Origin of the sequence: Microbispora sp. H10836 (assembly GCF_012999525.1) — a bacterium.
Lineage (GTDB): Bacteria > Actinomycetota > Actinomycetes > Streptosporangiales > Streptosporangiaceae > Microbispora.
In genome coordinates this window covers 1-14,557 of the sequence record NZ_JABBWU010000010.1, presented here as the reverse complement: position 1 = coordinate 14,557, position 14,557 = coordinate 1, and the positions used below count along the sequence as shown (strand labels likewise).

The window sequence follows — 14,557 nt, the reverse complement described above, 5'->3', positions numbered from 1 at the left end:
TGCCAGCACAAGGGCACTACCCTCGGAGGCATGACTGACCGTCGCTTGCTGCTCGTGCACGCCCACCCCGACGACGAGACGATCGGCACCGGGGCGACCATGGCCAAGTACGCCGCCGAGGGCGCGCACGTGACGCTCGTGACCTGCACCCTGGGGGAGGAGGGCGAGGTCATCCCCGCGGAGCTCGCCCACCACACGGCCGACAGGGACGACACCCTCGGTCAGTACCGCATCGGCGAGCTGGCCTCCGCGTGCAAGGCGCTCGGCGTCACCGATCACCGGTTCCTGGGCGGGGCCGGCCGCTGGCGCGACTCGGGGATGATGGGCGCGGCGACCAACGACCGTCCCGGCTGTTTCTGGCAGGCGGACCTCGACGAGGCCGCGGGCGAGCTGGTCACGGCGATCCGCGAGGTCAGGCCCCAGGTTCTCGTGACGTACGACGAGAACGGCTTCTACGGCCATCCCGACCACATCCAGGCGCACCGCGTCGCCTGGCGGGCCTTCGAGCTGGCCGCGGACCCCGAGTTCCCCGGCGGGGAGCCGTGGCGGATCGCCAAGTTCTACCTCACCGCCATGCCGAAGTCGGTGCTGCTGCGGACCATGGAGACCATGCGCGAGGCCGACGTCGACTTCTGGGTGCCGGAGTCCGCCGACGACATGCCGGGATGCGCGGACAAGGACGTCACGACGGAGATCGACGCCCGGCCGTACGTGGAGGCCAAGCTCGACGCGATGCGGGCGCACGCGACGCAGATCGCCGTGGACGCGCCGTGGTTCGCGCTGTCCAACAACGTCGGCCAGCAGGCCCTCGGGATCGAGCACTTCATCCTGCGCGCGGGGGTTCCCGGCCGGCCCGGCATCGGCGCTCCGCCCGAGGTCGGCGGCCTGGGCGAGCCGTACAACCGTGAGACCGACCTGTTCGCCGGCATCGGCTAAGTTGGGCGCTATGACCCAGGAGGCGCAGATCGGCGTCGAACCCACCGAGGACGCCCCCGGCCTGCTGGCCGGGGTCGTGACCGGCGCGGCGTACGGTGTGCTCTTCCTGCTGGGCGTGGTGCTCGGCGTCGTCGGCGGCTTCCAGCACGCGTGGTACGTCGGGCAGATGCCGGTCGCCGCGATCGCCTGGCTGGCGGTGCTGTTCGCCGTGCCGTACGCCATGGGCAGGCTGATGGGCGGCAAGCTGGCCGCGCTCGTCCCCGCCGTCGGCTGGCTCCTCGTGTCGTTCCTGCTGGCCACACCGCAGCGGGCCGGCGACCTCGCCGTCGCGGGCAACTCGGCCGGCTACTGGTACTTGTACGGCGGCGCCGTCGCGGTCGCGGCGGCCGTGGTCGTCACCCGCTCCACCGGTTCGTGGCTGCTGAAGTCGTACGGCCGCGCGTGAGCTTGTTCAGGTGGGACTGGTCGCCGATGCTGGGGGCATGCGGCGGTCGCACCGGGTCCGGCAGGTCATCAACTACGTCAACCTCTCCACGCCCCTCGGGCTACTGATCGCGCGGATCGGCGGAGCCCGCACCCGCAGAGGGGAGCGCGGCCTCGTCTACGCCCACGGCTACCGCATCCCCTTTCCCGTCGCGGGGGCGTTCACCGTGGGCAACGTGGTCCTCACCAAGCACGGGGAGGGCTACCTCACCGGCTGCCTGCTCGACCACGAGTCCCGGCACGCCACCCAGTACGCGTTCTGCGTCGGCCTGCCCATGCTCGCGCTGTACGTGCTCGCCTCGGCCGTCTCGTACGCCGTCTGCGGCCACCCGGCCTCGTGGAACCTCTTCGAGCGGATGGCCGGTCTCGACGACGGCGGTTATCCCCGGGTTCATCCACGGTGGAGGAGATCGCGTTCCCTCTGAGGGCGGAGGCGACGTGAGCGGAATCGGCCGGTCGTAGGAGGAATATTTCCGGTCCTGTGGGGATCATGGAGAGCGGAAGGGAGTCCCCCATGTCGCAAACGATCCAACCGGAAAGCCCTGAGGTCCCTGTTTCAACGGTTTCTCCCGTTTCTCCCGTTCCCTCCGTTCCGGTAGCGCCGCCGAAGCCGACCGCGCCGACGGGACCCCGCCGGTGGCCGTCCAGCTTCGCCGACAGGCTGACCGCACCTCTCCCGGACTTCCGCGAGGTCACGAGCGTCATGTGGCATGGGCAACTGCGGCCCGACATCGGCGACAGCGACCAGATTCCCGTCCACCGCGTCGGCCTGCCCCGCGCCGCCGCGACCGAGACCGTGGTGACCTGGGTCGGCCACGCGACGTTCGTCCTCCAGATCGGCGGGCTGACCGTGCTGACCGACCCGGTGTGGTCCCGCAAGATCCCCGGCGTGCGCCAGCGGCTGACCCCTCCCGGCGTCGCCTGGTCCGACCTGCCCAAGGTCGACGCGATCGTGATCAGCCACAACCACTACGACCACCTGGACGCGCCGACGATCCGCCGCCTGCCGAGGGACACGGCGGTCTTCGTGCCGGCCAGGCTCGCGGGGTGGTTCCGGCGGCGCGGCTTCCGTGACGTGACCGAACTGGACTGGTGGGAGTCGGCCCGTCTCGGCGACGTGACGTTCGACTTCGTCCCGGCCCACCACTGGAGCCGCCGTACGCTGTGGGACACCTGCCGCACCCTGTGGGGCGGATGGGTGCTCACCTCCCGCGACCATCGGGTCTACTTCGCCGGCGACACGGCCTACGGGGAGCGGTTCGCCCAGATCGGCGAGCGTTACCCGGGCATCGACCTCGCCCTCATGCCGGTCGGGGCCTACGAGCCGCGCTGGTTCATGAAGGTCTCGCACGTCGATCCCGCCCAGGCCGTGCAGGGGTGCCTCGACGTGGGTGCGCGGCGGATGGCCACCATGCACTGGGGCACTTTCGTGCTGTCGGGCGAGCCGCTGCTGGAGCCCGTACGCGAGGCCCGCGCCGTGTGGGAGTCACGCGGCATGGACCCCGCCGACCTGTGGGACCTCGCCGTCGGCGAGAGCCGTACGCTCCCCTGAGGGGACGGCTCCGGGCGGGGCGCGGGCCACGCCGGGCGGCCCTGGCACAATTCGGGCATGAGCTTCGCGACCGCTGACCTCTACGACGCCCACGGCGACGCGCTGCGCAGTTGCGTCACGCAGTTCCGCTCGTACGGCGCCCGTGCGCGGTTCTCCGGACAGATTTCGACGGTCCGATGCCTGGAGGACAACGCGCTCGTCAAGCAGACGCTCGCGACGCCCGGCGGGGGACGCGTCCTGGTGGTCGACGGCGGCGGGTCGCTGCGCACCGCGCTGCTCGGCGACATGATCGCGGCCGCGGCCGTGAAGAACGGCTGGGCCGGCGTAGTGATCAACGGCGCCGTGCGGGACACGGCCGCCCTGGCCCGGCTCGACCTCGGCGTCAAGGCGCTCGGTTCCAACCCCCGCAAGAGCGCCAAGACCGGCCTCGGAGAGGTCGACGTCCCGGTGACCTTCGGGGATGTGACCTTCACTCCGGGGGAGTGGCTCTACAGCGACGAGGACGGCATCCTCCTCAGCGACCATCACCTCGACATCTGACTTAGGCGTGACCCCGTCGGGTCACCTCCAGCGGGCTACATGTTCGCAACCGGGGTGAAGAGGAATTCAAGGCGTGCCTGCCATCCTCGCCACTGGCCGCAGAGCGCAGTCCTGTGTACCCAGATGGGGGATATGCCATGCGTGACATTCTCAAGATCGAGGACCTGCCCGCAGGCGTCTCCGAGCTCGCCGGTGAGGAGCTGGAGATCGTCGCGGGTGTCGGGGCGGAGATGAAGCCCGGTTCGGGCTACGTCTGCACCGCCAGCCAGGCCGGCGATTGCTGATGGCCTGACCGTTGCGGCGACCCGGTGCCGTGAGCGCGACCGGGTCCGGACGGTGACCGGCGGACCGGGCGCGGCCGAGCCCGGCGGTCCGGTCGCCGAAGCGGCGGCGCACGTCCGAGATCAGGTGGTTCTGGCTGTGAGACGGCGCGTGCCGCTGCGGATGCAACTGGCCCGCAGCGACTGCGGCGCCGCCTGCCTGGCGATGGTGCTCGGCGGGCTGGGGCGCCGCACCACCCTGGCGGAGGTACGTGAGCATCTCGCCGAGGGTGTCGACGGGGTGAGCCTGCACGAGATGATCCAGGCCGGCGCCCGCTTCGGGCTACGGCTGCGCGCCTGCCGCGCCCCCATGGACACGCTGGCCAGGTTGCCCACGCCGTTCATCGCTCTGTGGGAGAACAACCACTTCGTCGTGGTCGAGCGGGTCACCCCGCGAGGCATCACCGTTCTCGACCCGGCGCGGGGGCGGCGCCGGCTGTCGCGGCGGCAGTTCCGGGCCGGCTACTGCGGCACCGTGCTGCTCGCCGACGCCCCCGCCGGGCTCGCTCCCGCCGTGGCGTCACGTCCGTGGCGGGTGCTGCGCCCGCTGGTGGCGCCCGCGCTGGCCAACCGGAGGCTGGTCCTGGCCGTGGTGCTGGCCTCGCTCGGAGCGCAACTCCTCGGCCTGGCCGTGCCGCTGTTCACCAAGCTCGTGGTGGACCGGCCGGTGAAAACGGACGTGACGACGCTCGCGGTCGGCGCCCTGTGCGTCGTCGCGCTGCACGCGCTGTTGTCGTGGGTGCGCGCACGGGTGCTGATCAAGCTGCAGACCTCGGTCGCCGCCGAGGTGATGCGCACGCTCGTCGGTCACACCCTTGCCCTGCCCTACCGCTTCTTCCAGCGCCGTTCCAGCGGCGACCTGCTGAGCAGGCTCAGCGGGGTGGCGATGCTGCGCGATCTGCTCACCGAACAGTCGCTGACCTTCCTGTTCGACCTGTTCACCGTGGTGTCGTACCTGACCCTGCTGGTCGTGGCCTCGCCCGGGCTGGCGTTGTTGACGCTCACGGCGGCCGCCGCCCAGGCCGTCGTCGTGCTCGCCACGGCCCGCCGGGGGATGCACCTGGCCTTCGCCGCGCTGCACACCAACGCCACCACCCAGTCGGCCCTGGTCGACAACCTCGTCGGCATCGAGGCGATCAAAGCCTCCGCCGGTGAGGCGGCCGCCGTCGAGCGCTGGCGCACCCTCCACGACGAGGAACTCACCACCGGCGCGGCCCGCGACCGACACGTGGCGGCGGTGCAGGCGGTCGGCAGCGCCCTGCAGACGGCCCTGCATCTGGGCCTGCTCGTCGCCGTTTTCGCCGCCGCCACCACCAGTGGTCAGACACTGGGCGACCAGCTCGCCCTGGTGTCCCTCGCGGTCGCGGCGACCACCCCTCTCACCTCGCTGCTCGGCATCGTGTACCAGCTCCAGCTCGCCGCCGCGCACATCGGCCGGATCGCCGACCTGATGGGCACGGAACCGGAACGCGACGGCGGGATCCGGCTGGAGGGCGGGCTGGGCGGCGGCATCACCGCTACCGGCCTCAGCACCGGCTACGACGCCCGCACCCCGGTGCTGCGCGATGTCTCCCTGCACGTCCCACCCGGCTTCCGGGTCGCGATCGTCGGCGCGTCCGGGTCCGGCAAGACCACCCTCGGCCGGGTGCTGGTCGGGCTGGTGGAGCCGTCCGCCGGGCAGGTCCGCTTCGACGGGATCCCGCTGGAGGATCTCGATTTGCGATGGCTGCGGGGGCAGGTGGGCGCGTCACCCAGCAGCCGCACCTGTACGCCGGCACGATCTCGGCCAACATCGCCGGCTTTTCCCCGGTCAGCAGACAGGCGGTCGAGCACGCCGCCCACCTGCCGAGATCCACGACGAGATCATGCGGCTTCCCCAGGGCTACGACACCGACATCGGGGAGGGCGGCGGGCGCCTGTCCGGCGGGCAGCGACAGCGACTCGCCCTCGCCCGCCGCCCCCGGATCCTGCTGCTCGACGAGCCCACCGCCAGCCTGGACGCGGCCACAGAAGAACGCATTCGCCGCAACCTCCAGCGGCTCGGCCAGACACAGATCATCATCGCCCACCGGCTGTCGACCATCCAGGACGCCGACCTCATCGTCGTACTCCACCAGGGCCGGGTGACCGAGGCCGGCCACCACCAGCTCATGGCCCTCGGCGGCCTCTACGCCGAACTGGTCCGCTACCAGCACCAGACGGCCGGCCTCACGAGGACACCGATCCCCATCCGTCCTTCAGCCGCTCATGTCCCGCATGACGGCGAGTGAGGCGTCCGGCGTGCGGGATCCGCCCGGCCAGGGCGGCTACCGGCGCGGGACCGATTCCGTGAACGGCGTACGCCCTGGCAGTGCTTCCACCGCTCCAGCCGAGGCCCTGGCGCGATCGCGCCACCAGGTCAGCCCGTTGCGGTCCGCCAGCCGTGCCACGACGGCGAGGTGCCTCACAGCGGTGCCGTACTCCCCGAAGGTGGACGCGAGCAGGGCCAGGTACCAGTCGACCGGGCCCATGCACATCACGGCGGATATCCCTGAGATCCGCCGACGGTACGGAAGCAACTCGGCGTAGCCGGCCCGGCAGTCGTCCTCGTCTCCGACGGCCGCTCTCGCGGCTGCCTGCAGACACGCCGCCGACAGCCATGACCAGTCGCGGGGAGGCGTCGGCCAGCCGGCACGCACGAGGTCGCGGGCCTCCTCGCCGTGGCCCTGGGAGCACAGGTGCAGAACGCGGGCGTCGTGGTCGAGGGTGGGATGAATGCCGGAGATGGCGTCCACGAGCGGACCGGCGTTCGCCATGGCTCCCTGTTGGTAGCGCATCGCGAGGCGGCCCATGGTCACCAGCGCCCGCACGTGATACACCTCCAGCTGCTCGGCTTGATGCTCGGCCTCCGTGCGAAGTCTCTCGGCCTCGTCGAAGCGGCCGTCCAGGGCGAGGCGGTTGGACCGCCAGAAGGTGTGCTGGAAGCGAGGCCAGGCCAGCGGGAGCCGCTCCAGCAGTGCCTCACACCGGGCGGCGGCCCGGTCGGCCCCGGCCACGTCGAACATCTCCAGCCGGTTGTGGGTGTGCAGCATCTGGGCCAGCAGCTCGAACCTCGGAGCCTGCTCGCGCACCGCCAACGCGCACATCTCGTCGGCGATCCGCATCAGCTCGGTGATGCGCAGTGGCTGGGGCAGCGCCAGGTGCCGGGCGTTGAGCATGCGCATCAGCAGGTGCGGATCGCCCAGGCGCCGGGCCATCTCCACCGCCTGCGCGGACAGCAAATCACAGCGAGGGTCGGCGCTCCCGTCGTACAGCTCCTGAGCCAGACTGCCCAGCAACCGGGCTCGCTCGGGAGTGTCCTCCTCCTCCAGGCGGTCCAGGGCCGACTCCAACCGGTGCACCAGCCGCAGCTCGATCGCCTCGTACGGGTCGAGCAGCGACCACAGAGACGGAGCGTCCAGTGCCGTCAGCGCCCTCGCCGCCAGCTCCGGGCGGGACGGAACGCGGTCGGCGGCGCGGATCGCCTCCGCTCGCGCCTGCCGGGCCCCGAGCTGGTCTCCCGTCTCGATCAGGGCCCGGACGCGGTGCAGCAGCAGCTCCACGTGGGTCTCCGGGTCGCCGGCGGAAGCGTCGTGGGCCTTGATGGCACGGTCCCACCAGGTCGCCGCCTCCTCGTAGGCCAGACGCAGACCGGCCTGCTCGGCCGCCGCGCAGGCCCAGCGCACCGCCTCGCCATAGGCGGCCGGACCCGCTTCGACGGCGTGATGGGCGATCATCGCCACATCGGTGCCGGGGCGCGCGGACAGAGCGGCCATGACATCGCGGTGAATTCTGGCCCTACTCAGCGGGGGCAGGTCGCCGACGAGCGTCTCCCGGACCAGGTCGTGCGCGAAGGCCATCTGCGTGTTGTGACAGACCAGCATTCCGATCTGGGCCGCCTGGTCCAGCAGGTCGTACACGTCGCCGTCGATCGACCGGCTCGAGGCGACCTCGGCCACCACGGCGGGATCGAAATCCCTGCCGATCACGGCGGCGACGCTAAGGACCTGCGCCAGCCGCGGGTCGCGACCGGCCAGGCGCTGGCGGACCAGCCCGGCCACCGCGTCCGGAACCGTGTCCAAGGACTGGCCTTCGACCACCAGCCGGATGCTTTCGCGGACGAAGAACGGGTTGCCCCCGGTGCGATTGGTCAGGCGGGCGACGATCTGATCGTTCACCTGAACGCCCATCTCTTCGGCGATCTCCCGCACCGCCTCGAAACCCAGCCCGCCCAGACGGATTCGTACCAGGTCGTAGCCGGCCAGGCGAACCAGCAACTCGTCCACCGACAGGCCACCCGCGACACCCGTTGGCGGCTGCGGTGGCATCGTGTCGCGGAAGGCCGTCACCAGCGACAACGGCGCCCCGTCCGCCGTCCCGCCGATCAGCACCGCGACATCCCGCAGCAACTCCAGCGACGCCGGGTCGGCCCACTGCGCGTCGTCGAGCAGGATGACCAGGGGCTGGGCTCGCGCAGCGGTCACCAGCCACTGCGCGATCGCCTGGTTGCGCCGCAGCAACGCCGTGCCGGTCGACCCGGTGGGTATGCCATCGTCCAGCAGGCCGGCCAGTGCCGTCCGGTCCGGCGGGGGGCAGCGCTCCTGCAACGCTCCCAGCACCTGCAGCCAGGGCCACAACGCCGGCGTGCCCTGTGTGTCGTGACACCGCCCCCACAGCACCAGATACCCCGCGTCGGCGCAGCAGGCGGCGAAGGACTCCAGGAGGCTGGTCTTGCCGATGCCTGGCTCGCCGCTCACCGCCGCGACCGCCACCCGCCGTCGCGTCGCCGAATTCGCCAGCGACAGGAGCTCGGCCAGCGGCTTCTCCCGCCCCCGCACCGTCCTCGGCTGGAAGGGGGCCTGTGACGTTGTGAGCACCGTGGTCGAGGTGACCGGACCCAGCGACTCGGTCTGACGCAGGATGCCGTCCTCCAGGTCCCTCAGCTCGGGTCCGGGGTCGAGTCCGAGCTGGTCGGCCAGGAGTTCTCTGACCCGTCGCAGGATGCGCAGGGCGTCGGCCTGGCGACCGGTGCGGTACAGCGCGAGCGCGAGCAGGCACCACAACCGCTCCCGCAACGGGTTGGCCGCCGTCTCGGCCTCCAGATCCGCTATCGCCGCCTGGGGCCGGCCCAGATCGAGCAACGCCTGCGCGCGCAGCTCTATCGACACCAGCCGCAACTCCCGTAATCGGCCGGCCTCGGCCAACGCCCACGGCTTATCGGAGAACTCCCCGTACGGCGAGCCTCGCCACAACCCCAGCGCCTCCTCCGCCGACGCCAGCGCCTCCCGCGGCGACAGGAGCTCCGCACGATTCACCAAGTCCGCGAATCGCACCGCATCCACGTTCTCCGCCCTCAGCAGATATCCCGGGGGCCGCCCCAACAGTACCCGCGGCTCACCACGCGCCGGACGATCCGGCTCGATGGCCCTGCGCAGATGCGAGATGTACGACTGCACCGTCGCCAGAGCACTCGCCGGTGGCGTTTCCCACACGGCATCGATCACCGTTCCGCTGGAAACCACCGCACCTTGCGCGATCAGAAGCCGGGCCAGCACGGCCCGCTGACGCTGCCCGCCCAGGTCGACGCGCGCCCCGTCGTCGTCGTAGACCTCCAGCGGGCCGAGAACACGGAACTCCATCTCCTACCTCCTTCTGGCGGCGGTGCGCAGGCGGCCGATCCGGACGCACCGGACCACAGACACCACGCCGACCCGGCAGCCGGACTCGCGGAAGTGGCTTCCGCGGCCGACTCGCCAACCAATACCCAGACGCCTACGTACGGGGGGATTGTCCGTTATGTGGCGTCCCATGTGCATGGGACATTTCGCCCTTGTTTGAGGGGTGACTGCGGACTCAGGCGATCAGGGACAAGATGGCGCCACTTCTCCGGCGCCTGACAGATCGGCCTCCAGTAACCGGGACAGTGGCGGCGGCCTGGCCTGTCACGGTGCCATCGGTCGTTCCGGTCCTGGCGCCTGAGGGCGCGTCGGGTCGCCTTGTCGCGGCGGTGCGATCACCTCGCAAGTGTCCGGCCGCCAGCGTCCTGCAAGCCGGCTCATGCGATTTACAGGGGAGCTCGGTAAGGATCCGTACCAACTCTTATCTCGCCTTTATGGCCGGCGAACCGCGGGAGCGGACCGGTTGCTCCGGCACACCAAATCCTGCACGGAGATTCACTGTCGCGCCGGAAGGCGCGTTCGTAGCCGAGGAGAAACGCATTTGAACCCGTCAACCTGTCGCGCGTTCGCTCGGCGGATCGCGACCACTCTGACCGCCGGGGTGGTCGGCTTAGCCGCCACCATGGCCTCTTTGGCCATGCCCTTACCCGCGCTGGCCGCGTCCGCCTCGGCAGCATCCGGGGGTGCGAGCGTGGCGGCCTCGGGCGACGTCAAGCTCATCGATTTCGGCTCCGGCGGAGTCTCGGAGGGGACCTACGTCGGACGCGTCAACAACAAGGGCCAAATCGCCACGCAGAAAACGGTCGCCAGCGGACCCAGAGCAGTTCTGCTGTCGGTTAAGGACGGTTCCCCCCAAACCACGGATATCCATTCCAGTCTCGGCATCGAGGGCGCATCCAGCTTCGCCTCGGAGGTTAACGACGACGGCACAGTCGTCGGCCAGGTGGACCACGGCGGGTCCTTCCTGTTCAAAGACGGAACCGTGACCTTCTTCTCGCCGCGCAATGCGATAGCCATCAACAACAAGGGGCAGGTCGCCGGGTCCGACAACGGGGGCTGGGTACGAGACCCCGACGGGTCCGTGCTGAGACTCCGCGCGTTCGACCTGCAGCATATGGAGATCTCGTCGCTGAACGACTCGGGTTCGGTGGTCGGTGTCGCGGACATGGACCCCGACCCGTTCAACCTGAAGTTGCGAGCCTTCCGTACGAAGCCCGGCGAGCCCCTCGACGTGAGCCGGGACAGTCTGCCGTGGGGCGAGGCCACCGCGGCACACGACATCAACAACAAGGGGGAGGTCGCCGGCTACGGGAAGAATTCGGCCGGTGGCTATGTGCCCATCATCTGGGACAAGAACGGTGTTGCCCACGAGAAGACGACCGCTAACGGTGGCAAGGCGCTCGCCATCAACAATGCCGGTGTCGCCGTGGGTGAGCTGTACGGGTCCAGCTCCGGGCTCGGTTATCAGCGGGCCGCCCTGTACGTGGGAAACACCACGATCGACCTGAACAGCCTGGTGCCGCCGGGGACGACCCTGACGCTGAGACAGGCCACGGGCATCAACGACCTCAACCAGGTCACGGGTATCGGGCAGGTGGGAGGGGAGTACCGCCCCTTCCTGCTCGACCTGGGCCAGGCGTTTCCCACCATCGAGTCGATCGTCTTCCAGACGCGGGTCTACCCCTCCAAGGACTGGGTCGACCTCCCGTTCAACTGGGCGATCGACGGCAACACGGTTCGCGTCAACGTCGTGGTCAGAAACGACAGCGATTACCCCGCGGCCACAAACCTTCAACTGCTTGAGAACGTGTCCGGCAAGAGCTTGCTCAAATCCGGTGTCCCCGAGATCGATGTAACTCTCGCGCCACATGAAACACGTACGATCCCGGTGGATTGGAACACCGCGAGTTTCGCCTGGCATGGAGGCCAAGCACATTCCGGCCGCTCCGTGACCGCGAAGCTGCTCGCCGGTGCGGTCGAACGAGAGCATCGCACCGAGGCGCTCACCGTCCGGCCGAAGCCCTTTATCCTGGTGCACGGCTACAGAAGCAGTGCGCAAAAGGCATGGGGTAGTTACCAGACCCTTCTGTCCGATGCGCACCCGCTGCTCAAGGGATACGCGGTCGGTGACGGGCAGGTCCCCGGAACGCTCAACACCGGTGATCCGGCCCATCCGACCGAGCGCACCTACACCATGCAGCAGAACGCCGAGCAGTTGGAAACGTACATCGAAGGCGTGCGGGCGAAAACGGGCGCGTGGCATGTCGACGTCCTTGCCCACTCGATGGGCGGGGTGATCACGCGGAAGTACATCCAGGACTATATGCCGGGCGTGTGGGACGACAGGCCGGTGGTGAACCGGATGCTGCAGATGGGCACCCCGAACCTGGGAAGCCCCTGCGCGGATGTGGCCGCGAGACTGCGGCCCAAGATGCACTGGCCGGCCACGTTGGAGCTGACCACGACCCATATGACGGAGATCTTCAACAAGGACGTCCATCGTCTCCGTGGTGTGCTGCCCTCCGCCCTCGTGGGTGTGAAGCGGGGCGTGGTCTGCGACTGGTTCGGTGGAGACCCGGCGAAGCCCACCAAGGAAGACGGTGACTCGATCGTTCCGGTGTCGAGTGCGAGCTTCGACTACACCGACATCAAGACCACCGAGAGCAGTCATGTGCGGATGACCACCTCGGTGAAGGATTTCGAGGGCTATGTCAAGGAGCGGCTCGCGAAGTCGCTCGCCGGCACCTCTGGTTCTGTTGAGCTCGCACCTCAGGGTGGAGAGCTGGCACCGCAGGTCCAGGCACACGCTGGCGTGAAGGCCGCGGCGGACGGCGGCGCCGCGAGCGAGTCGCCCTCGTCGTTCGCCATGCCGTCGACGGCGGTGGAGCCGGGTAAGACGGTGAGCGTGCCGCTGGACGTGCCGCAGGGAACGGCCTTCGGCGTCACCGCGGTGCTGCCGGAGACGGTGGGGATGCTGCTGCGCGACCCGTCGGGGAAGCCGGCCGCGTCCTATGCCGCGGGCAGTGAGGCAGCCGAGCAGCCGATCCAGGGGCTGAGCGTGGCCAAGCCGCAAGCCGGGGCGTGGAAGCTGGAGATCACCAATACGGCGGCTGAAGCGGTTACGGCCGATGTGCTGGCCTGGGTGGCCGGTAGCCCGGTGAAGGCGGCGGCCACGGCCAAGGCGGCCGATGATGGCCGGGTTACGGTGACAGCCAAGGTCACCGACGATGGGCAGCCGGTCACCGGAGTTCCGGTGAAGGCCGTCCTGACCGCCGAGGACACCACCTCCGTCGAGCTGACGTTGCAGGACGGCGGCGCCGGGGATGGTGTGTACGGCGCCACGTCGGAGCCGCTGGCCGATGGGGTCTACAGCGTGCTCGTGCAGGCCGAGACCGCCAAGGGGCTGCGCGACACCCACACGGTGATCCAGATCAAGAAGCCCGATACGCGGGAGTTCGAGCTGACGCTCTCGGCGCAGCCGGGGGGTTCGGCGTCGGCGTCGCCGGCGCAGGACACCTACCGGGCCGGGACCAAGGTGACGCTGACCGCGACCCCTGAGGCCGGTCGCATTCCGACCGGGTGGACCGTCGATGGCGAGGACCGGCCTGCCGGGAAGCTCATGTTGATCATGGATGGCCCCCACACGGTCGTGGCCCGGTTCGGCACCTACACGGTGACCGAGATCGGTGGGCTGCCCGGTGGCAACGGCGCCTCTACGACCACGGCGGTCGCGCTGAACGACCGCGGTCAGGTCGCCGCCACAACGATGAAGGACGGCAAGAACCACGCGGTGCGCTGGCAGGCGGGGGAGATCACCGACCTGGGCGGGCCTCCGTGCACCGGCGCGTGCGCCGCGGAAGCGACGGGCATCAACGAGGACGGTGACGTGTCCGGCTCGGCCACCGCCACAGTTGAGGACCGAAACGAATCGCATGCCGTGGTCTACGGCCGTGACGGGTCGGTGAAGGATCTGCACCCGACGGGCCAGCCGGCGAACACGAACAGCTATGCCAACGACCTGAACGACAGCGGTCAGGTGTTCGGCTGGATCGGCGACTCCTACATGATGTGGGAGGGGGGAACGCCGGTACGGTTGCCGGACGCGCCAGAGTGGGGCACCGCCCATGTGGGCGGCATGGCCAACCGGATCAATAACCAGGGCACCGTGGCCGGTGGTTACGTGTCCCAGCGCAACGTGTTCGGTGTTCCGATCGAGTGGCGCCCCGCGTACTACCAGGACGGCGTGACCACCAAGCTGGAGGTTCCCGCGTGTGACGGCCCGGGCGGCGGCATCGCGTTCGCTGTGAACAACCCCGGCGTGATCGCCGGTGAGTGGAACTGCATGGGCGAGGAACGCCACGCCTACACCTGGCAGAACGGCAGGCCTACGGATCTCGGCGCCGGCACGGCCGCCGCGATCAACGACAGTGGTCTGGTGGCCGGTTTCGCCGGAGCGGGCGCCGGTGTGCCGGCGCTGTGGCTGGACGGCGCGGTCCACGAGCTGCCGGAGCTGCTGCCCCGGCCGATGTGCCCCGCCGACAGATCCAAGACGACCGAGCCCTGTATGGCTCTGCACACCTTGAGGGACCTGAACTCCTCGGGTCAGATCCTGATGCAGGGTTTCGTGCGTGACCGGGCGGCGGACTCCGACGGTTTCACCGAGTCGGCCCGTTCGTTCCTGTTGAGCCCGACCAAGGCACAGGCGGATCTTCAGGTCACGGCCGAGGTGTCGGCGTCCGAGCCGGGGCCGGGGTCGAAGGTGACCTGGACGGCGACGGTGACGAACAAGGGTGACGACCCGGCCACCGATGTGCGGCTGGATGTGCTCGTGCCGCAGGCCGCGGGTGTGAGCACGTGTGAGACCTTCCGGGGGATCTGCGCGCCGATCAAGGATGGGTTCCGTAACACGGTCAAGGTTTTGGAGCCGGGGTGGAGTGCCAGGGTTGAGGTGACGTCGGCGATCCCGGCTGATGCGGCCGACGGGACGGAGTTGAAGGTTCAGGCCTTTGGTTACAGCCTGGCGGTGGCCG

At 69.7% G+C, this 14,557-nt stretch carries 9 protein-coding genes and 1 pseudogene; 9 read left to right on the top strand and 1 reads right to left on the bottom strand.

All coding sequences use genetic code 11. The features are described 5' to 3' along the window. The first annotated feature begins 30 nt into the window (after positions 1-30). The 8 genes and pseudogenes from mshB (at position 31) to HHX30_RS43750 (ending at position 6,101) form a co-directional block, all read left to right on the top strand. Positions 31-936: an N-acetyl-1-D-myo-inositol-2-amino-2-deoxy-alpha-D-glucopyranoside deacetylase gene (mshB, locus tag HHX30_RS19190; protein ID WP_169983352.1), complete on the top strand. Its 906-nt coding sequence runs from the start codon at positions 31-33 to the stop codon at positions 934-936. Positions 937-946: 10 nt separating this feature from the next. Further along, positions 947-1,381 carry a DUF6113 family protein gene (locus HHX30_RS19185; protein WP_169983351.1) on the top strand — a complete coding sequence of 145 codons (435 nt, stop codon included), beginning with the start codon at positions 947-949 and terminating at the stop codon, positions 1,379-1,381. A gap of 37 nt (positions 1,382-1,418) precedes the next feature. Beyond that, entirely contained in the window at positions 1,419-1,844 is a 426-nt protein-coding gene (locus HHX30_RS19180) for a hypothetical protein (RefSeq protein WP_169983350.1), read from the top strand. 278 nt (positions 1,845-2,122) lie between these two features. Then, on the top strand, positions 2,123-2,971 hold the full coding sequence (locus tag HHX30_RS19175) for an MBL fold metallo-hydrolase (protein ID WP_249350217.1): 849 nt from the start codon (positions 2,123-2,125) through the stop codon (positions 2,969-2,971). A gap of 57 nt (positions 2,972-3,028) precedes the next feature. Beyond that, on the top strand, positions 3,029-3,511 hold the full coding sequence (rraA, locus tag HHX30_RS19170; RefSeq protein WP_169983348.1) for a ribonuclease E activity regulator RraA: 483 nt from the start codon (positions 3,029-3,031) through the stop codon (positions 3,509-3,511). Positions 3,512-3,648: 137 nt separating this feature from the next. Beyond that, positions 3,649-3,795, top strand: coding sequence for a hypothetical protein (locus tag HHX30_RS19165; RefSeq protein ID WP_169983347.1), 147 nt, complete (start codon positions 3,649-3,651; stop codon positions 3,793-3,795). A gap of 160 nt (positions 3,796-3,955) precedes the next feature. Continuing rightward, positions 3,956-5,593, top strand: a pseudogene (locus HHX30_RS40705) (peptidase domain-containing ABC transporter); the annotation flags it as partial. Positions 5,594-5,696: 103 nt separating this feature from the next. Beyond that, positions 5,697-6,101: an ATP-binding cassette domain-containing protein gene (locus HHX30_RS43750; RefSeq protein ID WP_396704603.1), complete on the top strand. Its 405-nt coding sequence runs from the start codon at positions 5,697-5,699 to the stop codon at positions 6,099-6,101. Positions 6,102-6,137: 36 nt separating this feature from the next. On the opposite strand, the gene HHX30_RS19145 is transcribed toward HHX30_RS43750, so the two are convergent. Then, positions 6,138-9,488, bottom strand: coding sequence for a BTAD domain-containing putative transcriptional regulator (locus HHX30_RS19145; protein WP_169983346.1), 3,351 nt, complete (start codon positions 9,486-9,488; stop codon positions 6,138-6,140). A 730-nt stretch (positions 9,489-10,218) separates the two neighbouring features. On the opposite strand from HHX30_RS19145, the gene HHX30_RS19140 reads away from it, so the two are divergent. Continuing rightward, a partial coding sequence (locus tag HHX30_RS19140) for an InlB B-repeat-containing protein (RefSeq protein WP_311922604.1) occupies positions 10,219-14,557 on the top strand: 4,339 nt, incomplete at its 3' end.